Annotated in this window: 30 protein-coding genes; all 30 read right to left on the bottom strand. The window is 43.4% G+C overall.

The window, feature by feature from the left end:
• Positions 1-101 precede the first annotated feature (101 nt).
• Complete coding sequence (gene rplQ / locus QFZ48_RS15475) at positions 102-593, bottom strand: 50S ribosomal protein L17 (protein WP_079470749.1); 492 nt, start codon at positions 591-593, stop codon at positions 102-104.
• Between the two features lie 116 nt (positions 594-709).
• Positions 710-1,705 carry a DNA-directed RNA polymerase subunit alpha gene (locus QFZ48_RS15470; RefSeq protein ID WP_079470750.1) on the bottom strand — a complete coding sequence of 332 codons (996 nt, stop codon included), beginning with the start codon at positions 1,703-1,705 and terminating at the stop codon, positions 710-712.
• Positions 1,706-1,773: 68 nt separating this feature from the next.
• On the bottom strand, positions 1,774-2,379 hold the full coding sequence (rpsD, locus tag QFZ48_RS15465) for a 30S ribosomal protein S4 (protein WP_079470751.1): 606 nt from the start codon (positions 2,377-2,379) through the stop codon (positions 1,774-1,776).
• Between the two features lie 154 nt (positions 2,380-2,533).
• A complete protein-coding gene (gene rpsK / locus QFZ48_RS15460; protein ID WP_079470752.1) occupies positions 2,534-2,935 on the bottom strand; it encodes a 30S ribosomal protein S11 in 402 nt (133 codons plus the stop codon).
• A gap of 107 nt (positions 2,936-3,042) precedes the next feature.
• Positions 3,043-3,423 carry a 30S ribosomal protein S13 gene (gene rpsM / locus QFZ48_RS15455; protein WP_089903187.1) on the bottom strand — a complete coding sequence of 127 codons (381 nt, stop codon included), beginning with the start codon at positions 3,421-3,423 and terminating at the stop codon, positions 3,043-3,045.
• 59 nt (positions 3,424-3,482) lie between these two features.
• On the bottom strand, positions 3,483-3,599 hold the full coding sequence (gene rpmJ / locus QFZ48_RS15450) for a 50S ribosomal protein L36 (RefSeq protein WP_073083232.1): 117 nt from the start codon (positions 3,597-3,599) through the stop codon (positions 3,483-3,485).
• Positions 3,600-3,669: 70 nt separating this feature from the next.
• The gene (gene infA, locus QFZ48_RS15445; protein WP_012789309.1) at positions 3,670-3,888 is read right to left on the bottom strand and encodes a translation initiation factor IF-1; all 219 of its coding nucleotides are present in this window, start codon (positions 3,886-3,888) and stop codon (positions 3,670-3,672) included.
• A gap of 149 nt (positions 3,889-4,037) precedes the next feature.
• Positions 4,038-4,838: a type I methionyl aminopeptidase gene (map, locus tag QFZ48_RS15440; protein ID WP_370912468.1), complete on the bottom strand. Its 801-nt coding sequence runs from the start codon at positions 4,836-4,838 to the stop codon at positions 4,038-4,040.
• A gap of 167 nt (positions 4,839-5,005) precedes the next feature.
• Positions 5,006-6,349 carry a preprotein translocase subunit SecY gene (secY, locus tag QFZ48_RS15435; RefSeq protein WP_079470755.1) on the bottom strand — a complete coding sequence of 448 codons (1,344 nt, stop codon included), beginning with the start codon at positions 6,347-6,349 and terminating at the stop codon, positions 5,006-5,008.
• 78 nt (positions 6,350-6,427) lie between these two features.
• Positions 6,428-6,874: a 50S ribosomal protein L15 gene (gene rplO, locus QFZ48_RS15430; RefSeq protein WP_429051242.1), complete on the bottom strand. Its 447-nt coding sequence runs from the start codon at positions 6,872-6,874 to the stop codon at positions 6,428-6,430.
• 121 nt (positions 6,875-6,995) lie between these two features.
• The gene (gene rpmD / locus QFZ48_RS15425; protein ID WP_079470757.1) at positions 6,996-7,181 is read right to left on the bottom strand and encodes a 50S ribosomal protein L30; all 186 of its coding nucleotides are present in this window, start codon (positions 7,179-7,181) and stop codon (positions 6,996-6,998) included.
• A gap of 92 nt (positions 7,182-7,273) precedes the next feature.
• Positions 7,274-7,792, bottom strand: coding sequence for a 30S ribosomal protein S5 (gene rpsE / locus QFZ48_RS15420; RefSeq protein WP_079470758.1), 519 nt, complete (start codon positions 7,790-7,792; stop codon positions 7,274-7,276).
• Between the two features lie 51 nt (positions 7,793-7,843).
• Positions 7,844-8,197, bottom strand: a complete 354-nt coding sequence (rplR, locus tag QFZ48_RS15415; protein WP_370912470.1) for a 50S ribosomal protein L18 — start codon at positions 8,195-8,197, stop codon at positions 7,844-7,846.
• Positions 8,198-8,287: 90 nt separating this feature from the next.
• On the bottom strand, positions 8,288-8,842 hold the full coding sequence (rplF, locus tag QFZ48_RS15410; RefSeq protein ID WP_079470760.1) for a 50S ribosomal protein L6: 555 nt from the start codon (positions 8,840-8,842) through the stop codon (positions 8,288-8,290).
• A 125-nt stretch (positions 8,843-8,967) separates the two neighbouring features.
• The gene (rpsH, locus tag QFZ48_RS15405) at positions 8,968-9,366 is read right to left on the bottom strand and encodes a 30S ribosomal protein S8 (protein WP_089903208.1); all 399 of its coding nucleotides are present in this window, start codon (positions 9,364-9,366) and stop codon (positions 8,968-8,970) included.
• A 115-nt stretch (positions 9,367-9,481) separates the two neighbouring features.
• Positions 9,482-9,751: a 30S ribosomal protein S14 gene (gene rpsN, locus QFZ48_RS15400; protein ID WP_079470762.1), complete on the bottom strand. Its 270-nt coding sequence runs from the start codon at positions 9,749-9,751 to the stop codon at positions 9,482-9,484.
• Positions 9,752-9,771: 20 nt separating this feature from the next.
• Positions 9,772-10,347 (bottom strand): 50S ribosomal protein L5, encoded by a 576-nt coding sequence (rplE, locus tag QFZ48_RS15395; protein ID WP_079470763.1) that lies wholly within the window; start codon positions 10,345-10,347, stop codon positions 9,772-9,774.
• Positions 10,347-10,685 carry a 50S ribosomal protein L24 gene (gene rplX / locus QFZ48_RS15390; protein WP_370912472.1) on the bottom strand — a complete coding sequence of 113 codons (339 nt, stop codon included), beginning with the start codon at positions 10,683-10,685 and terminating at the stop codon, positions 10,347-10,349. Before rplX ends, rplE begins: the two co-directional genes overlap by 1 nt.
• Positions 10,686-10,854: 169 nt before the next feature.
• Positions 10,855-11,223, bottom strand: a complete 369-nt coding sequence (gene rplN / locus QFZ48_RS15385; RefSeq protein WP_079470765.1) for a 50S ribosomal protein L14 — start codon at positions 11,221-11,223, stop codon at positions 10,855-10,857.
• A gap of 75 nt (positions 11,224-11,298) precedes the next feature.
• Positions 11,299-11,559 carry a 30S ribosomal protein S17 gene (gene rpsQ / locus QFZ48_RS15380; RefSeq protein WP_079470766.1) on the bottom strand — a complete coding sequence of 87 codons (261 nt, stop codon included), beginning with the start codon at positions 11,557-11,559 and terminating at the stop codon, positions 11,299-11,301.
• A 91-nt stretch (positions 11,560-11,650) separates the two neighbouring features.
• A complete protein-coding gene (gene rpmC, locus QFZ48_RS15375) occupies positions 11,651-11,851 on the bottom strand; it encodes a 50S ribosomal protein L29 (protein ID WP_079470767.1) in 201 nt (66 codons plus the stop codon).
• 69 nt (positions 11,852-11,920) lie between these two features.
• Complete coding sequence (gene rplP, locus QFZ48_RS15370) at positions 11,921-12,340, bottom strand: 50S ribosomal protein L16 (protein ID WP_106527847.1); 420 nt, start codon at positions 12,338-12,340, stop codon at positions 11,921-11,923.
• Between the two features lie 55 nt (positions 12,341-12,395).
• The gene (rpsC, locus tag QFZ48_RS15365; protein WP_079470769.1) at positions 12,396-13,187 is read right to left on the bottom strand and encodes a 30S ribosomal protein S3; all 792 of its coding nucleotides are present in this window, start codon (positions 13,185-13,187) and stop codon (positions 12,396-12,398) included.
• A gap of 64 nt (positions 13,188-13,251) precedes the next feature.
• Positions 13,252-13,599, bottom strand: a complete 348-nt coding sequence (gene rplV / locus QFZ48_RS15360) for a 50S ribosomal protein L22 (RefSeq protein ID WP_079470770.1) — start codon at positions 13,597-13,599, stop codon at positions 13,252-13,254.
• Between the two features lie 96 nt (positions 13,600-13,695).
• The gene (gene rpsS, locus QFZ48_RS15355) at positions 13,696-13,962 is read right to left on the bottom strand and encodes a 30S ribosomal protein S19 (RefSeq protein ID WP_079470771.1); all 267 of its coding nucleotides are present in this window, start codon (positions 13,960-13,962) and stop codon (positions 13,696-13,698) included.
• A 68-nt stretch (positions 13,963-14,030) separates the two neighbouring features.
• A complete protein-coding gene (gene rplB / locus QFZ48_RS15350) occupies positions 14,031-14,864 on the bottom strand; it encodes a 50S ribosomal protein L2 (protein ID WP_079470772.1) in 834 nt (277 codons plus the stop codon).
• Positions 14,865-14,952: 88 nt separating this feature from the next.
• On the bottom strand, positions 14,953-15,252 hold the full coding sequence (rplW, locus tag QFZ48_RS15345; protein WP_079470773.1) for a 50S ribosomal protein L23: 300 nt from the start codon (positions 15,250-15,252) through the stop codon (positions 14,953-14,955).
• Between the two features lie 63 nt (positions 15,253-15,315).
• Positions 15,316-15,960: a 50S ribosomal protein L4 gene (gene rplD, locus QFZ48_RS15340; protein WP_370912473.1), complete on the bottom strand. Its 645-nt coding sequence runs from the start codon at positions 15,958-15,960 to the stop codon at positions 15,316-15,318.
• 1 nt (position 15,961) lies between these two features.
• The gene (rplC, locus tag QFZ48_RS15335) at positions 15,962-16,579 is read right to left on the bottom strand and encodes a 50S ribosomal protein L3 (RefSeq protein ID WP_079470775.1); all 618 of its coding nucleotides are present in this window, start codon (positions 16,577-16,579) and stop codon (positions 15,962-15,964) included.
• A gap of 194 nt (positions 16,580-16,773) precedes the next feature.
• The gene (gene rpsJ / locus QFZ48_RS15330; protein ID WP_012789286.1) at positions 16,774-17,079 is read right to left on the bottom strand and encodes a 30S ribosomal protein S10; all 306 of its coding nucleotides are present in this window, start codon (positions 17,077-17,079) and stop codon (positions 16,774-16,776) included.
• Positions 17,080-17,383: the final 304 nt, after the last annotated feature.

The raw sequence follows: 17,383 nt of genomic DNA, 5'->3' as shown, positions 1-17,383 counted from the left end.
TCATTAAAACCGCTGTAATATTACGAAATATATGTATTTATTAGTGCATAAAAAAAGGACAAAGCCAGGCTTTGTCCTTTTTCGTATCGTTTGATATAAGATTACTCAGCAGATTTTTCTTCTGTTGCAGTATCAGCAGCTTTAGTTTCAGTTGCTTCTTCTGCTTTCTTCTTAGCACCACCGGCACGACGGGTTTTCTTAGCAGCAGCTTTTTCTTCTGATTTACCGTAGATTTCGTTGAAGTCTACCAGTTCAATCAGCGCAACTTCTGCGTTATCGCCCACACGTTTACCCAGTTTAATGATACGGGTGTAACCACCAGGACGGGTAGCTATTTTCTCACTGATCGTGCTGAACAGTTCCTTGATAGCTTCTTTATCCTGCAGGTAGCTGAACACAATTCTACGGTTGTGGGTAGAATCGGTTTTGCCTCTTGTCAGCAGCGGCTCAACATACACGCGGAGGGCTTTCGCCTTTGCCAGTGTAGTGGTGATACGTTTGTGGCTGATCAGTTCGCAAGCCAGATTGGACATCAGGGCTTTACGGTGGGAAGCAGTTCTGCTTAATTTGTTTAATTTAACTCCGTGACGCATGACATTATTTGTTTTAACCCTTACACCGTGTCAGGAATTGCAAGGTACTTGTTAATTATAAAGTAGTTAAGCCAAAGCTATTGCGGATGCAACGGCTTTGGCTTAACAGATAAATACTATTCTTCTTCGAGTTTCAGTTTAGACAGATCCATACCGAAGTGCAGACCTCTTTCGCCCAATACCTGTTCAATTTCGCTGAGTGATTTCTGGCCGAAGTTTCTGAACTTCATCAGTTCTTCCTGTTCGTATTGTACCAGTTCGCTGAGGGAATTGATTTTAGCTGCTTTCAGACAGTTGAATGCACGTACGCTCAGATCGAGATCTTCGAGTGGTGTTTTCAGTATCTTACGCAGTTGCAGTGTTTGTTCGTCCACCACATCTTCTTTTTCAGTGTCTTTGGTATCAAAGCTGATGTTTTCATCAGTGATGATCATCAGGTGCTGAATGAGGATACGGGAAGCTTGTTTCACTGCTTCTTCCGGGTGGATAGTACCGTCGGTGATCACCTCCATAACGAGCTTCTCATAGTCAGTTTTCTGCTCCACACGGGTATTTTCTATGCTGTACTTTACGTTTTTGATAGGCGTAAAGATAGAGTCGATCGCGATGTAGCCGAATACTGCATCCTTGGGTTTATTTTCCTCAGCCGGAACATAACCACGGCCTTTACCGATAGTCAGTTCGATATCCAGCTTGGCAGAAGGATCCAGGGTGCAGATTAACAGCTCCGGATTCATGATCTGGAAAGCACTGGTGGCTTTTTCAATCATATCAGCGCGGAACTCTGTTTTACCCTTAATGGACAGTGTGATCTTTTCGTTCGTTACATCACTCTCTGAAATCCTCTTGAAACGAACCTGTTTCAGGTTCAGGATGATTTCAGTAACGTCTTCAGTAACACCTTTCAGTGTAGCGAACTCGTGATCGGCTCCTTCAATTTTAATACCCACAATGGCATAGCCCTCCAAAGAAGACAACAGTACGCGACGTAACGCATTACCGACAGTCACAGCATAACCTGGTTCTAATGGACGGAATTCGAATTGAGCTTCAAAGTCGGTAGACTTCTGCAATACGATCTTATCAGGTTTCTGGAAATTTAAAATTGCCATTGATATGATAGATTTATTTGTTAAATATGAGGTTAGTCCGTGACCTTTGGCCACGGACTAATTATTTATTACTTAGAGTACAATTCTACGATCAGTTGTTCCTTGATATTTTCAGGAACGCTCTCTCTCTCAGGATAAGCAATGAATACACCTTTCATTTCTTTCTCGTTCCAATCCAGCCAGCTGAACTTAGGATTTTTTCCACGGATAACGCTGGTCAGTGCAGAATTGTTTGCAGTTTTGTTTTTCAGGCTGATAACGTCTCCTGGTTTCAGTTGGAAAGAAGGAGTGTTAACAACGATACCGTTAACAGTAACGTGCTTGTGAGAAACCAGCTGACGGGCAGCAGGACGTGAAGGAGCGATACCAAGACGGAAAACGGTGTTATCCAGACGGGCTTCGAGCAGTTTGATCAATACTTCACCGGCAACACCTTTTCTGCGGGTAGCTTCATCAAACAGGTTACGGAACTGACGTTCCAGCAAACCGTAAGTGTATTTAGCTTTTTGTTTTTCTCTCAGCTGGAGTGCGTATTCGCCTAATTGTTTGCGTTTACGGTTAGCACCATGCTGGCCCGGAGGGTTACTGTTCTTACTTAAATACTTGCCATTACCGAGAATGGGCTCACCAAAAATTCTGGAAATTTTGGTTTTGGGACCTGTGTACCTTGCCATGTTTTAAATATACTTTAGATTTTTTAGTTAATGATGCATGCTCTTCAAAAAATCTGAAAACCTGATCATGCATCCATTTATTTAATAATATTACAACGTCCAGATACCAAACTTCTAATGAAATCTGGTATCTGGATGCTGTAAATATATATTACTATACTCTTCTCTTCTTAGGAGGGCGGCAACCGTTGTGTGGTAAAGGCGTAACGTCTTTAATCATGTTCACTTCGATACCGGAGTTAGCGATAGCGCGGATAGCACTTTCACGACCAGCTCCAGGGCCTTTTACAAATACATCTGCTCTTTTCAGACCTGAGTCCATTGCAACTTTAGCAGCATCCTGTGCAGCCAGCTGAGCAGCATACGGAGTGTTCTTCTTAGAACCTCTGAAGCCCATTTTACCAGCAGAAGACCAGGATATAACCTGACCATGCTTGTTGGTGATGCTCACGATGATGTTGTTAAAGCTAGCAGAGATATGAACATCTCCGTAGTTATCTACCTTTACTACTCTCTTTTTATTAGCAGCAGTTTTTGTATTATTTGCTTTTGCCATAATGATTTAAATTCCAAATATGAAATTCCGCATCCCAAATTACACGACTCACGGTCATTGAAACCCCTCAGATTCGGATTTGGGATTTCAACCTGGGATTTTATTTATTATTTCTTAGTTGCTTTTTTCTTACCAGCCACTGTCTTACGTTTACCTTTACGGGTACGGCTGTTGGTACGTGTACGCTGACCTCTTACCGGTAAGCCTTTCCTGTGACGCAAACCGCGGTAACAAGCGATATCCAGCAAACGCTTGATATTCATTTGCACTTCGGAACGCAGCTGACCTTCTACCTTAAACTCACCGTTGATAATGTTACGGATGGCAGCTTGATCATCATCATTCCAATCACGCACTTTTTTGTTTACATCAATTTCCGCCTTGTTCAGGATATATTGGGCGGTAGAACGGCCTATACCAAAGATATAGGTGAGGCCAATTTCTCCTCTTTTATTTTTAGGAAGATCTATACCGGCTATACGTGCCATATTTCTATTTTAGATTTTATGATTCTGATTAAAAAATCAAATTCCGTTAGGGGAACCGATTAACCCTGGCGTTGTTTAAAACGAGGATTCTTTTTGTTGATCACCAACAAAACACCTTTTCTACGAACTATTTTACAATCCGCACTTCTTTTTTTGATTGCAGCTCTTACCTTCATGATTAATACTTTATAAAAGGTTATGATATTTGTTAAATTATTATTCCAATCCCCTCTACGCTGTTCCCACTTATTTGTATCTGAAAATTATACGGCCTCTTGACAAATCGTATGGGCTCATCTCCACGCCAACCTTATCTCCTGGCAGAATGCGGATGTAGTGCATTCTCATTTTTCCAGAAATGGTGGCCAGGATCTCATGCCCGTTTTCCAATTTTACACGGAACATAGCGTTCGACAAGGCTTCTAATATAATTCCATCCTGTTTAATGAGTGCCTGTTTTGCCATAAAAATTTTTAGGACTGCAAAGATAGCATTTATCTTTTGAAATAGAAAAATTTCCCCTGATTATTATTAATATTGCCAGTTTTTTTACCAAAACCTGTCCTTTTTACCCTCAAAACCCCTGCTATATTAGATAAATCCAAAATCCTATACTAGTAATTTGAATTTAATTCGGGGTTGTTTTTCTCTTCTTTTTCTATATCCACATAGGTAGATAACACATCCGCCTTCCCTTTTCCAACAGCCACCGTATGTTCAAAGTGAACAGACGGGCTTCCGTCGCGGGTAGCTACTGTCCAGCCGTCTTCCAGGTACTCCACGTCTTTCGAGCGGAGATTGATCATAGGCTCGATGGCTATCACCAGTCCTTCCTTCATCACCGGACCACTACCTCTTTTACCATAATTAGGCACCTGAGGGTCCTCATGCAGGTTCCGGCCGAGGCCATGCCCTACCAGTTCCCTTACTACGCCGTAACCGCGCTCTTTTTCGGTATATTCCTGTATTGCATAAGAGATATCACCTATCCTGTTGCCAACAATCGCTTTTTCGATGCCTTTGTACAGGGAAGCTTTGGTGGCAGTCATCAGGCGGAGTACGTTTTCGGGTACATTACCAATGGCAAAGGTGTAGGCGCTGTCGGAATGGTATCCGTTCATGTAAACCCCTACATCCACGGTGAGGATATCACCGTCTTTCAGCACATATTTATTTGGAATACCGTGTACTACTTCTTCATTTACTGAAATGCAGCAGGCATTCGGGAAACCTTTGTAATTTTTGAAGGAAGGTGTTCCACCATTTTCAACGATAAACTTATCAGCAACAGCATCCACGTCCAGTGTAGTCATCCCCGGTTTCAGGGTCCTGGCTACTTCTGCCAGGGCTGCACTGAGAATCAGGGCACTTTTACGTATCAACTCTATTTCTTCCTTCGTCTTATAGTGAATCATAACATCCTTGTTTCTGTCGCTGTTAGTGATCAGCGTCAGCTTTCTGCGTATGCTTTTAACTGAAGCTAAGGACTAACTGTTCTTTATTCAAAAATAATATAGCCACCAAAGCGGGAGAGCTTCTGTGGCTATTTTATTGTTCTTGTAACACTTTTGTGTTCAATTACTTATGCGTTAGCCGGGGCAGTTCTGCCTTTGATACGGCCGGTGCTCATCAGTCCATCGTAATGGCGCATCAGGAGCTGGCTTTCAATTTGTTGCAATGTATCCAGGATAACTCCCACCATGATCAGCAGGGATGTACCTCCGAAGAAAGTAGCAAAGTTGCTGTTCACTTTAAAGGCGGCAGCCAGGCCGGGCATGATACCCACTATTGCCAGGAAAAATGCGCCGGGCAAAGTGATACGGTCCATTACCGCACCAATGTAATCAGCGGTTGCTTTACCTGGTTTGATACCCGGGATGAATCCGTTATTACGTTTCATTTCATCCGCCATTTGGGTTGGATTGAAAATGAGCGCAGTATAGAAGTAGGTGAATACAATAACGAGCACCGCGTAAATGAGGTTGTACCAGCCGTTCGTGTGATCACTGAAGATGCGGATAAAGCCGGACGCACTTTCTGAGGAAGTGGCAAAGCCTATGGCAGTTGCAGGGATGAACATGATCGCCTGGGCGAAGATGATAGGCATTACACCGGCAGCATTCACTTTCAGGGGAATGAACTGGCGTACACCACCATATTGTTTGTTACCTACGATACGTTTAGCGTAATTCACCGGTATTTTCCTGGTACCCTGAACGAGCAGGATGAGGCCCACGGTGATTAAGATAAAGATGGCAATTTCAATGAGGAACAGGATCGGTCCACCCGCTTCACCTGCAACTTTACTGGAAAATTCTGCGACTAAAGCCTGTGGCAAACGGGCAAGGATACCCATCATAATGATGATGGAGGTACCGTTACCAATTCCTTTGTCTGTGATCTTTTCACCGAGCCACATTACAAACAGGGTACCTGCAGTAAGTAAAACGGTAGTAGAGAGCCAGAAGAAAAAGGTGCCATATTCGGCAATAATAGCGCCACCTGACTGATTACGCAGATAAGCAACGTAAGCACTCGCCTGGAAACCTGTTACGATAACTGTGAGGTAACGGGTGAACTGGTTAATTTTTTTGCGGCCGCTTTCACCTTCTTTCTGCATTTTCTGGAATTGCGGAACAGCTATAGTTAATAACTGGATGGCAATGGACGCAGAGATGTAGGGCATAATACCCAATGCAAATATGGAGGCCCTTGAAAACGATCCGCCGGCAAACATGTTAACCAAACCCAGGATACCCTGATTAGAATTTTTCTCAAAGTCGGTGAGCGCATTTGCATCAATGCCGGGCAAAGCGATATAGGATCCTACGCGGTAGATGAGGACCAGGAGCAGGGTGGTCAGGATGCGGTTACGCAAATCCTCAATACTCCAGATATTCTTAATCGTTTCGATAAATTTCTTCACAGGAAGATAAAGGTTTAATAGCGCTATTAAATATGAAAAGACGCACTACTCCGTAGGCGTCTCCTCAGTCGTAAAGTCTTATACCAGTTCTACTGATCCACCTGCTGTTTCGATGGCCTGTTTAGCTTTTTCGCTGATAGCGTTAACTTTAACAGTCACCTTTGTTTTGAGTTCGCCGGTAGCGAGAATCTTAACTTTAGCTGTTCTGTTAATCAGACCGTTCATGAACAAGGTTTCCAGATTAAACTCCTGGAGGCCATATTTCTCAACTAATTGATCCAGCTGACCCAGGTTGAAGATTTTGTATTCTTCACGGTTATTATTTTTGAAACCGCGTTTTGGCATACGGCGTTGGATTGGCATCTGGCCACCTTCGAAGCCTCTTTTGCTCGCGTAACCAGCACGTTGCTGGATACCTTTGTTACCTTTTGTAGAGGTACCACCTTTACCGGAAGCCTCACCACGTCCAAGACGTTTTTCTTTATGTACAGCGCCTTGTGCAGGCTGTAATGAATGCAGATTCATAATTAATTGTTTTTACTTGCGCGGAAATTAACCGCTCGCTTTTATTCTAAAATAAAAATGGTAAAGTCACAAATGTAAAGGTAAGATTATCAACAGACAATCCCACAGCAGTGTTACTTAATTAAGCGTTAACTGTTTCTACCGTTACAAGGTGATTAACTTTACGGACCATACCCAGGATCTGAGGAGTTGCTTCTACTTCAACAGTAGCGTGCATTTTAGTCAGGCCCAGTGCCTTCAAGGTCAGTTTCTGCCTTTCCGGACGGTCTATACCACTTTTCACTTGAGTGATCTTAATCTTTGCCATAAACCCCTATCCGCTAAAAGCGGAGTAATTTAATTGTTAATGAATTATTTTCAAAATTTTCCGGAGGTACCCAGCTTTTCAGCGGGTATAAATCAACCGTTGAAAACTTTCTTCAGGGAAACGCCTCTTGTTTTGGCGATGCTGATTGGTTCGCGTAACATGCCTAAAGCTTTGAAGGTAGCTTTTACCACGTTGTGTGGATTAGCGGAACCCAGAGATTTAGCAAGTACGTCGGTTACACCAACGCTTTCCAGTACTGCACGCATGGAACCTCCTGCGATCACACCGGTACCGTGAGCGGCTGGTTTGATCAACACTTTGGCGGCGCCTTCTTTAGCAAACTGATCGTGAGGAATGGTACCGTGCATAACAGGAACCTTGATCAGGTTCTTCTTGGCATCGTCTATACCTTTGGTGATAGCCTGCTGTACTTCTTTGGCTTTACCAAGACCGTGACCAACAACACCGTTTTCGTTACCTACAACTACCAGTGCGGAGAAACTGAATGTACGACCGCCTTTAGTGGTTTTAGTAACACGGTTGATCGCCACTACTTTTTCTTTCAGCTCCAGATCACCAGCCTTTACTTTATTGAATGAATTCTTTGCCATTTTATTTTATAAGAATTACTTGTTCAGAATTATAAGATTCGGACTTCGTGATTAAAACTGAAGACCGCCTTCTCTTGCTCCGTCAGCTACGCTTTTCACGCGGCCATGATATAAATAACCACTTCTGTCGAAAACGCAGGTGGTGAGACCCAGTGCCAGTGCCTTAACAGCCAGCGCTTTACCTACCAGTACAGATTTTTCGCTTTTGTTACCTGCCTGTGCTTTGATATCCTTATCACGGGAAGAAGCGGAAGCCAGGGTAGTGCCATTGGTATCGTCGATCAACTGCACATAGATATCGCTGTTGCTGCGAAATACAGATAATCTTGGTTGCTGTGCAGTACCGGAAATTTTCTTACGGATGCGGTAGCGGATTTTCTGTCTCCTGTTAACTTTTGTGCTCATTTTGAGTTTTATTTTATTACCCCGATGCTGCCGGGGTATCTGTTAAAATCAGCTAACCAGCTATAGTAGCTGATTAGCCAATTAAATATTTTACTTACCGGCTGATTTACCAGCTTTCTTACGTACCACTTCATCGCTGTAGCGAACACCTTTACCTTTGTATGGTTCTGGTTTACGCAGACCGCGGATCTTAGCGGCTACCTGACCCAGCAATTGGTTATCGATACCTTCCAGCATGATCTTAGGGTTCTGACCTTTTTCAGTCAGGGTAGCTACCTTCAGTTCTTTCGGAATTTCGAAAACGATATTGTGAGAGTAACCTAAAGCGAGATCCAGTAACTGACCGTTGTTTGCTGCTTTATAACCAACACCCACCAGTTCCAGTTGTTTTTTGAATCCTTCAGTAACACCCTGAACCATGTTAGCCAGTAAAGCGCGGTATAAACCGTGGAGTGCTTTATGACGGATCTGTTCAGTTGGGCGGATTACTGTTAAAACGCCGTCCTTCACCTCAATCTTCATTTCCCTGTCGATGTTCTTTTTCAGTTCACCTTTAGGGCCTTTTACGGTTACTTCATTGGAAGGGGAAACAGTAACTGTAACTCCGCTAGCCAATTTGATAGGACTTTTACCTATACGAGACATAACTTTAATTTAAAGTTGTTTGATATTGATGTACCGGTTATCCGTGTTCAGCGCCGTATAGAGAGCTTAATTGTCAGATAACTTAAGTGAATGACTGGTTGGGTAACAACCAGTCATTCAATATATTAATAGATGAAGCAAACTACTTCGCCACCTACATTTTGAGCTTTTGCTTCCTTATCGGTCATTACACCTTTGGAAGTAGAGATAATCGCTACGCCTAAACCGTTCTTCACGCGCTTAAACTCTTCTGGTTTAGCGTACTGACGCAGACCTGGGCGGCTGATGCGTTGTAATTCCTTGATAGCGGGTTCTTTAGAGATCGGATCGTACTTCAAAGCGATTTTGATTACGCCTTGTTTAGTATCTTCTTCAAATTTGTACTTCAGGATATAACCTTTGTCGTACAGAATTTCTGTAATGCGTTTTTTCAGCTTGGAAGCCGGAATTTCCACAATCCTGTGGGTGGCCATTTGCGCGTTCCGGATACGTGTCAGGAAGTCTGCTATTGGATCAGTAACCATTGTTGTAATAGTTTGATAAATGTTTACAATGCGATATCCAATCGTAATAAGATGGGAATCAAATAACTTTTTCGGGATTTACACCTCCGGTAGGCCGGAAGATAAACACCTTGAATTACCAGCTGGCTTTTCTAACGCCAGGGATTTTACCTGCGAGAGCCAGGTCACGGAACATGTTCCTGCAGAGGCCGAAGTGACGCATGTATCCTTTAGGACGACCGGTCAGCTGGCATCTGTTGTGCAGACGAACAGGGGAAGCATTTTTTGGAAGTTGATCCAGTGCAGCGTAGTCACCGGCAGCTTTCAGGGCAGCGCGTTTTTCTGCGAACTTAGCTACCATAGCTTCTCTTTTCCTTTGTCTGGCTTTTACGGATTCTTTTGCCATAATTATATTATCGTTTCGATTTACTGATTATCTTTTTTCATACCCTTGAACGGCATACCCATTTCCTTCAGGAGCTCGTAAGCTTCTTCGTTGGTGTTTGCAGTGGTAACGAAGGTGATATCCATACCGGACATTTTCGTTACTTTATCGATATCGATTTCAGGGAAGATGATTTGTTCGGTGATACCCATAGTGTAGTTACCACGACCGTCAAAAGCTTTTTCGTTCACACCTTTGAAGTCACGTACACGTGGGAGGGATACAGCGATCAAACGATCCAGGAAGTCGTACATATTAGTGCTGCGTAAAGTTACACGTGCACCGATAGGCATGTTCTTTCTGAGTTTGAAGTTGGAGATATCCTTTTTAGACATGGTAGCGATAGCTTTCTGACCAGCGATGCGGGTCATTTCGTCTACTGCGATGTCTACCAGTTTCTTATCACCTACTGCACCATTGATACCCTGGTTCAGGCAAATTTTTACCAGGCGAGGAACCTGCATAACACTTTTGTAGTTGAATTTCTTCATCAGTGCAGATTTAACTTCCTCGTGGTATTTAGTCTGCAGTCTCGGAGTATATTTTGTGTTTGACATTATTTAATTTCCTCCCCTGATTTTTTAGCGATACGAATTAATTTACCGTTTTCTCTCTGCCTGTTAACCCTGGTAGGTTTACCAGTTTTAGCATCCCACAGCATTACATTAGAGATGGCGATAGGAGCTTCCTGCTTAACAATACCACCTTTGGTATTCTGGGCAGTTGGCTTCGTGTGCTTGGTAATAATGTTAACGCCTTCTACAAGAATGCGGGCTTTCTCAGGATTCACTTCCAGCACTTTACGCGCTTTGGTTCTATCCTTGTCATCACCGGCAATTACCGCAACCAGGTCGCCTTTCTTAATGTTAAATTTAGGCTTAAATCTAGTTTTCATTACTTTGATTTATTTATAAACGCCAAGCGAAACAATAGTTTCGCTTGATTAATGTTTTTTCTCGTTTTGCAAACGGGCTGCAAAGATAAGAAATATTTTCGGATTTCGGGATTTTGGCTTTTTTTGATAAAAATCATAAAAATTCCAAAATCCCTGTACCGCTATATCTTTATAATACCTCAGGAGCGAGGGAGATAATTTTCATATAACCCTTGTCTCTCAGCTCACGTGCAACCGGACCGAAAATACGGGTACCGCGAGGTTCGTCTGAGTTATTGAGCAGTACAACCGCGTTATCATCGAAACGGATATAAGAACCATCTTTACGACGTAATTTGTTCTTAGTTCTTACGATTACAGCTTTGGTCACCATACCTTTCTTCACACCGCCACCTGGCATTGCGTCCTTAACGGTTACTACAATTTTATCGCCTACGCCAGCGTAGTCCTGACCGGAGTTACCTAATACGCGGATGCACAATACTTCTTTGGCACCGCTGTTATCAGCTACACTCAGTCTTGATTCTTGTTGTATCATCGAAATGAGATTTGATATTGTTTAGTCAGCGGCTGGCACCGGGGTTGCCGGCAGCAGCTTGAAACAAATAAATAATTATTTTACTTTAGCGATTACTTCTACCAGTCTCCAGCATTTGTTCTTGCTCAGAGGGCGTGTTTCCGCGATTTTCACGGTATCGCCGATGCTGCACTCGTTTTTATCGTCGTGCGCCATGAACTTGGTAGTTTTTTTCACGAATTTACCATAGATCGGGTGCTTTACCTTACGCTCCACCTTAACGGTAATGGTTTTATCCATTTTGTTGCTGGCAACCACACCAATCCTGGTTTTTCTTAATTTTCTTTCGGTCGTCATTGTTGAAAGTATTTAACCCTCCGTGAGGAGGTCATAAATTGTATTATACTAATGCTATGTCAGCAGTCCCGGTATCACCGGGACTGAAGAATCAGAAGCCCAGTTGTCTTTTACGCAGTTCGGTATTCATCCGAGCGATATCGCGTCTTACGGCGCGGATGCTCATTGGATTTTCGATTGGCGTAATTGCGTGACCAAAGGTCATTTTTTTCAAGCGGAGTTCTTCTGCAGAGATTTTCTCTTTCAGATCTTGTTCGCTCAGGCCTTTCAGTTCCAGCTTTTCTTTTGCCATTGTATTGAGTTTGATTCGGTTAGCTGCCGGGGCAGTGTTACCGGATTTTTAGTTATTGTGTACCTGTAATTAAGCTACGAAGTCGCGGCTGGTTACAAATTTTACTTTAATGGGCAGTTTCTGTGCTGCGAGTTCCATTGCTTCTTTTGCTACCTGTAAGGAAACGCCATCAGCTTCAAATAAAATTCTACCTGGCTTTACAACTGCTGCCCAATGGTCAGGAGCACCTTTACCTTTACCCATCCTCACTTCCAAAGGCTTAGCAGTGATAGGTTTGTCAGGGAATATGCGGATCCATACGTTACCTTCACGTTTCATGTGCCTTGTCAGCGCAACACGTGCAGCTTCGATCTGCCTGTCGGTGATCCACTTAGGTTCTAATGCTTTAAGACCGAAAGTACCAAAGGAGAGGGTAGCGCCTCTTTTAGCGTTCCCTTTGATGCGGCCTTTGTGCATCTTCCTGTGTTTCGTTCTTTTTGGCTGTAACATCGTCTATGTTGTTAATGTTAATAGTAATTGTTAATGTCTGCTTAACCGCCAGATACTATCTGCGGCCACCGCCACGGTGTTCTCCACCGCCTCTTCTTTCGCCACCACCGCGGTTATCTCTGCGTTCACCGTGATGTTCTCTTCTTTCGCCGCCATGACCAGTACCACGGTTATCACCTTCTTTACCGGTTAAAACGTTCGGGTTCAGATCGCGTTTACCCAGTACTTCACCTTTACAGATCCATACTTTGATACCGATTTTACCATAAACGGTTAAAGCGAACAGGGAAGCGTAATCGATGTCCATACGGAAAGTATGTAAAGGCACGCGACCTTGTTTCATTTCTTCGGAGCGGGCAATTTCAGCACCACCTAAACGGCCACTGATTTTAACCTTGATACCTTCAGCACCCATTCTCAGAGCGGTAGCAATCGCCATTTTGATAGCACGTTTGTAGTTGATACGGCTTTCAATCTGTTTTGCGATTGTTTCAGCAACGATGTTAGCATCCATTTCGGGACGACGGATCTCCAGGATGTTGATCTGTACATCTTCTTTGCCTGTCAGCTTCTTCAGCTCTTCCTTGATGCGATCAACTTCGTTACCGCCTTTACCAATGATGATACCAGGCTTAGAAGTATGAACAGTGATGATTAACTTACCTAAAGTTCTTTCGATCACAACTCTTGAGATGCCACCTTTGTTGATACGGGCATTCAGATAAGTTCTGATCTTGTTATCTTCGATCAGTTTAACAGCAAAGTCTTTTTTGCTGCCATACCAATTAGAGTCCCATCCTCTGATGATACCTAACCTGTTACCAATAGGATTTGTTTTCTGACCCATGTTCTGGTTATTTGTCTATTAGTTTAATAGTTTTGTTTCTATTTTGTTTCCGGTTTGCACTGAATTACTGTGCTTTACCGTCCACTACGATCGTTACGTGGTTACTTCTCTTGCGGATACGGTAACCCCTTCCCTGTGGAGCCGGGCGCATTCTTTTCAGGGTGCGGCCGCCATCAACAAAAACGGTTTTTACGATCAGGTTAGCATCTTCTACCCTTGCACCTTCGTTCTTCACTTTCCAGTTGGCGATAGCGGATATCAGCAACTTCTCTAAAGGTACGCTTGGGTGTTTCGGATGGAATTTCAAAATATTCAAAGCCTTTTCCACATCCAGACCACGGATTAAGTCCGCGAGCAAACGCATTTTGCGGGGAGATGTAGGATTATTATTCAGCTTAGCTACTGCTTCCATTGTTATTAATTTCTTTTATTATTTAATGTCTGACGTCTGGTGTTTGATGTTCCGGTTTGAAACGAATACTTCAAACCTCAAACCTCAGACTATAATTTACATTTTCTTGTTTACGTGTCCTCTGAAGTTACGTGTAGGTGCAAATTCGCCCAGTTTATGACCAACCATAAATTCCGTTACATAAACAGGAATAAATTTGTTGCCATTATGAACAGCGAAAGTGTGACCAACGAAATCAGGAGTGATAGTAGAACGACGGCTCCAGGTCTTGATAACAGAACGCTTGGTACCGGTATTCATCTTTTCAACTTTTGTTTCTAATTTCAGGTCTACGTAAGGACCTTTTTTTATGGAACGAGCCATGTCTTACTGATTTATGATTTTTCAAACCCGGGATCCGGTATTGCTACCGGAGCCCTGATTCAGAAATACTATAATTTTTTACCGTTTTTTCTGCTAATGATCAGCTTATCAGAACTCTTATGCGGTTTTCTGGTTTTCAGACCTTTCGCATATTTACCAGTTCTTGATCTAGGATGGCCTCCGGAAGATTTACCTTCACCACCACCCATTGGGTGATCCACAGGGTTCATAGCCACACCACGGTTGCGGGGGCGGATACCTCTCCAACGGTTAGCACCTGCTTTACCGATGGATTGCAGTGCGTGGTCGGAGTTAGAAACAGTACCTACGGTAGCTTTACAAGTATTTAATACTTTGCGGAGCTCGCCGGAAGGCATTTTCAGTACGGCATATTTTTCTTCCTTGTTGGACAGCTGTGCGTAAGCGCCGGCGCTTCTTGCGATTGCACCACCTTTACCAGGCTGCAGCTCGATGTTGTGCACAACAGTACCCAGTGGCATATTCTTCAGTGGTAAAGCGTTACCTACTTCAGGAGCTACATCGGAGCCGCTTATAACGGTACCACCAACCTGTAAGCCCTGTGGAGCAATGATATAACGTTTTTCACCGTCAGCATAGTTTACCAGTGCGATGAATGCGCTACGGTTAGGATCATATTCGATCGTTTTAACTGTAGCAGGTACATTCTCTTTATCACGTTTGAAATCAATTACACGGTATTGTTTCTTGTGACCACCACCTATGTAGCGCATGGACATTCTTCCCTGCGCATTTCTACCGCCGGTCCTTTTGATGGGCTCCAGCAGGCTTTTCTCAGGGGTATCCGATGTCAGCTCAGCGTAAGCGTTGCCTATTTTCCAGCGGGTACCGGCCGTCATTGGTTTGAACTTCTTCAGTGCCATTACTTCCTAAAAAGTTAAATGTTGTTATTAAATATAAATAGTGATCTGTATATACATCCACATCCCGGCTGTTCAGGCCGGAACGGCACTACATGTTAGCATACAGATCTATAGTTTCACCACTTGCAACGGTAATGATCGCCTTTTTGTAAGACGGTTTTTTACCTGCGATGAAACCGGCTTTAGTAAAGCGGAATTTTGCTTTACCTGGCATTACAGCAGTATTTACTTCTGCTACGGTTACGCCGTAAAATTCTTCTACTGCTTTCTTGATCTCCAGTTTGTTGGCTTTTTTGTCAACAATGAAGTAGTAGCGGTTGAATTTTTCGGTTGCTTTGTTAACCTTTTCGGATACCACCGGTTTGATTAAAACGTCAGAAAGTTTCATCTTCTTTATAGCATTAAGCTGTTGGCGTTAGCCGCAAGCTGTTATTTAATTGGTTTTGACATCCTATGCTTCCGCTTCTGCAGGCTCTTCAGTGAAGATCTTTGCAGCGCTTTCTGTGAACACGATATAATTGCTGTTCATGATGTCGTAAGTGTTTACGTCGCTCAGTACAGTACCGTCTACAGTAGGAATGTTTCTTAAAGACAGGTAAACATTGTCATTGTATTCAGGCGTGATGAACATAGTCTTTCTGCCTTCAACATTGATGTTCAGATTCTTCAGGAAGCCAACGAATTGTTTGGTTTTTGGTGTTTCGAGCTGCAGATCTTCAACAATGATGATGCTGTTTTCTTTAGCTTTTACTGACAGGGCGGAGATCTTTGCGAGATCTTTCACTTTTCTGTTCAGTTTGAAACCCCAACCGTGCGGTTTTGGTCCGAAGATGGTACCACCACCTTTATACAATGGGTTACGGATGTTACCTTTACGGGCGCCACCGGTACCTTTCTGTTTGTGCAGTTTGCGGGAAGCACCTTGTACTTCAGCTCTGGTTTTTACCTTGTGGGTACCCTGACGCTGAGCAGCCAGGTATTGTTTAACAGCCAGGTAGATTACGTGGTTGTTAGGCTCAACACCAAAGATCTCCTCAGGAAGATCAATAGTCCTTCCGGTTTTCTTACCTTCTATATTTAAAATATCGATTTGCATGTTACTTCTGGATTAAAACGATTGAACCAATGTGGCCGGGAACGGAACCACTTACCAGGATATAATTCTTTTCAGGGAATATTTTCACGATCTTCAGACCTTTCACTTTCACTCTTTCGTTACCTGTCTGGCCGGCCATACGCATACCCTTGAAAACGCGGGAAGGATAAGAGGATCCACCAACAGAACCAGGAGCCCTGCTTCTATCGTGCTGACCGTGGGTAGCTTCACCCACACCACTGAATCCGTGGCGTTTTACAACACCCTGGAAACCTTTACCTTTGGAAGTGCCTACAACGTCAATTGTTTCACCTTCTGCGAAGATTTCGCAGGTGATAGATTCACCGAGGGCTTTCTGTACGTCCGGGTTGCGGAGTTCTTTTACAAAACGTTTGGGAGAGGTGCTTGCTTTCGCGAAGTGACTGCTTTCTGCTTTAGTGGTGTGTTTTTCTTTCTTCTCACCGAAAGAAACCTGAATTGCATTGTAACCATCTGACTCCAGGGTTTTTACCTGAGTTACAACGTTGGGACCCGCTTCGATAATGGTAACAGCAGTTTGCTTACCATTAGACTCGAAGATACTGGTCATACCAATCTTTTTGCCAATAATACCTTTCATTTTTTATATGATTTTACCCAGCGCCTGGGGGATTTCGTGCTATCCCCAGGATGGGCGGTTTAAATACATTTATTGGGGCGGCCGCCCAGAAGGCGCGACCTATGTTTGCTTGTTAAAATTGCTATCCTGCTGGTAATCAACATGATAACCATAAATCAATAAAAGGCCGGCCTTTCGCCCGCCTTGCTGTTGTCCTATGCTTTAATTTCAACTTCCACTCCGGAAGGCAGATCGAGCTTGCTCAGCGCGTCTACAGTTCTGGAAGAAGACGTGTAAATATCCAGTAAACGTTTGTGTGTACACAGTTGGAACTGCTCGCGCGCTTTCTTATTTACGTGCGGAGAACGTAATACTGTAAATATTTTCTTCTCGGTAGGTAAAGGAATTGGACCTGTTACCACGGCACCCGTGTTACGCACGGTTTTAACGATCTTCTCAGCAGACTTGTCTACCAGGTTATGATCGTAGGACTTCAGCTTGATTCTTATTCTCTGAGACATATGCAATGAACTTCTTCTTGTTTTTTCCCAATACAATTTGGGAGGGCAAAGGTAACCCGTTTTTTCTATTTGGCAAATAAATCTCAGGAAAAAATAAAAGAAACCGGGCAAGGGGCTGGCTCCGGCGGCGAAAGAGGTGCGGTAAAATTGCTGTTACCGGGGATGACGGCTTCAGAAACCATTCATTGTGTGTATGTTAAGCCTTAAGGTAACTTCACATGCCCCGTTTTGACAAATATAGGAAAACATATTTCAAAACCAAAAAAAGGAGAATTTCTTTACAATTTTTTTCCCGGGAGATGGA

This window comes from Chitinophaga sp. W2I13 (assembly GCF_050434005.1).
Lineage (GTDB): Bacteria > Bacteroidota > Bacteroidia > Chitinophagales > Chitinophagaceae > Chitinophaga.
This window is presented reverse-complemented; position numbering and strand designations above follow the sequence as displayed.

What these genes read in the sequence shown, in the direction of transcription:
- rpsS (WP_079470771.1), bottom strand. Translation starts at nt 13,962, where the DNA reads ATGGCTCGTTCCATAAAAAAAGGTCCTTACGTAGACCTGAAATTAGAA.
- rpsE (WP_079470758.1), bottom strand. Translation starts at nt 7,792, where the DNA reads ATGGCAAAGAATTCATTCAATAAAGTAAAGGCTGGTGATCTGGAGCTG.
- rpmC (WP_079470767.1), bottom strand. Translation starts at nt 11,851, where the DNA reads ATGGCAAAAGAAAAGCTGGAACTGAAAGGCCTGAGCGAACAAGATCTG.
- rplB (WP_079470772.1), bottom strand. Translation starts at nt 14,864, where the DNA reads ATGGCACTGAAGAAGTTCAAACCAATGACGGCCGGTACCCGCTGGAAA.
- rplW (WP_079470773.1), bottom strand. Translation starts at nt 15,252, where the DNA reads ATGAAACTTTCTGACGTTTTAATCAAACCGGTGGTATCCGAAAAGGTT.
- rpsQ (WP_079470766.1), bottom strand. Translation starts at nt 11,559, where the DNA reads ATGACGACCGAAAGAAAATTAAGAAAAACCAGGATTGGTGTGGTTGCC.
- rplV (WP_079470770.1), bottom strand. Translation starts at nt 13,599, where the DNA reads ATGGAAGCAGTAGCTAAGCTGAATAATAATCCTACATCTCCCCGCAAA.
- rpsK (WP_079470752.1), bottom strand. Translation starts at nt 2,935, where the DNA reads ATGGCAAAAGCAAATAATACAAAAACTGCTGCTAATAAAAAGAGAGTA.
- rplD (WP_370912473.1), bottom strand. Translation starts at nt 15,960, where the DNA reads ATGCAAATCGATATTTTAAATATAGAAGGTAAGAAAACCGGAAGGACT.
- rpsD (WP_079470751.1), bottom strand. Translation starts at nt 2,379, where the DNA reads ATGGCAAGGTACACAGGTCCCAAAACCAAAATTTCCAGAATTTTTGGT.
- rplX (WP_370912472.1), bottom strand. Translation starts at nt 10,685, where the DNA reads ATGAAAACTAGATTTAAGCCTAAATTTAACATTAAGAAAGGCGACCTG.
- rplP (WP_106527847.1), bottom strand. Translation starts at nt 12,340, where the DNA reads ATGTTACAGCCAAAAAGAACGAAACACAGGAAGATGCACAAAGGCCGC.
- rplF (WP_079470760.1), bottom strand. Translation starts at nt 8,842, where the DNA reads ATGTCTCGTATAGGTAAAAGTCCTATCAAATTGGCTAGCGGAGTTACA.
- infA (WP_012789309.1), bottom strand. Translation starts at nt 3,888, where the DNA reads ATGGCAAAACAGGCACTCATTAAACAGGATGGAATTATATTAGAAGCC.
- rpsJ (WP_012789286.1), bottom strand. Translation starts at nt 17,079, where the DNA reads ATGTCTCAGAGAATAAGAATCAAGCTGAAGTCCTACGATCATAACCTG.
- rplN (WP_079470765.1), bottom strand. Translation starts at nt 11,223, where the DNA reads ATGATACAACAAGAATCAAGACTGAGTGTAGCTGATAACAGCGGTGCC.
- rplQ (WP_079470749.1), bottom strand. Translation starts at nt 593, where the DNA reads ATGCGTCACGGAGTTAAATTAAACAAATTAAGCAGAACTGCTTCCCAC.
- rpsM (WP_089903187.1), bottom strand. Translation starts at nt 3,423, where the DNA reads ATGGCACGTATAGCCGGTATAGATCTTCCTAAAAATAAAAGAGGAGAA.
- rplR (WP_370912470.1), bottom strand. Translation starts at nt 8,197, where the DNA reads ATGAGCACAAAAGTTAACAGGAGACAGAAAATCCGCTACCGCATCCGT.
- rpsC (WP_079470769.1), bottom strand. Translation starts at nt 13,187, where the DNA reads ATGGGTCAGAAAACAAATCCTATTGGTAACAGGTTAGGTATCATCAGA.
- map (WP_370912468.1), bottom strand. Translation starts at nt 4,838, where the DNA reads ATGATTCACTATAAGACGAAGGAAGAAATAGAGTTGATACGTAAAAGT.
- QFZ48_RS15470 (WP_079470750.1), bottom strand. Translation starts at nt 1,705, where the DNA reads ATGGCAATTTTAAATTTCCAGAAACCTGATAAGATCGTATTGCAGAAG.
- rplE (WP_079470763.1), bottom strand. Translation starts at nt 10,347, where the DNA reads ATGTCAAACACAAAATATACTCCGAGACTGCAGACTAAATACCACGAG.
- rpmD (WP_079470757.1), bottom strand. Translation starts at nt 7,181, where the DNA reads ATGGCAAAGATTAAGATCACTCAAGTGAAAAGTGGTATAGACCGTCCG.
- rpsN (WP_079470762.1), bottom strand. Translation starts at nt 9,751, where the DNA reads ATGGCAAAAGAATCCGTAAAAGCCAGACAAAGGAAAAGAGAAGCTATG.
- rplC (WP_079470775.1), bottom strand. Translation starts at nt 16,579, where the DNA reads ATGAAAGGTATTATTGGCAAAAAGATTGGTATGACCAGTATCTTCGAG.
- rplO (WP_429051242.1), bottom strand. Translation starts at nt 6,874, where the DNA reads ATGAATCTGCATTCATTACAGCCTGCACAAGGCGCTGTACATAAAGAA.
- rpmJ (WP_073083232.1), bottom strand. Translation starts at nt 3,599, where the DNA reads ATGAAGGTAAGAGCTGCAATCAAAAAAAGAAGTGCGGATTGTAAAATA.
- rpsH (WP_089903208.1), bottom strand. Translation starts at nt 9,366, where the DNA reads ATGGTTACTGATCCAATAGCAGACTTCCTGACACGTATCCGGAACGCG.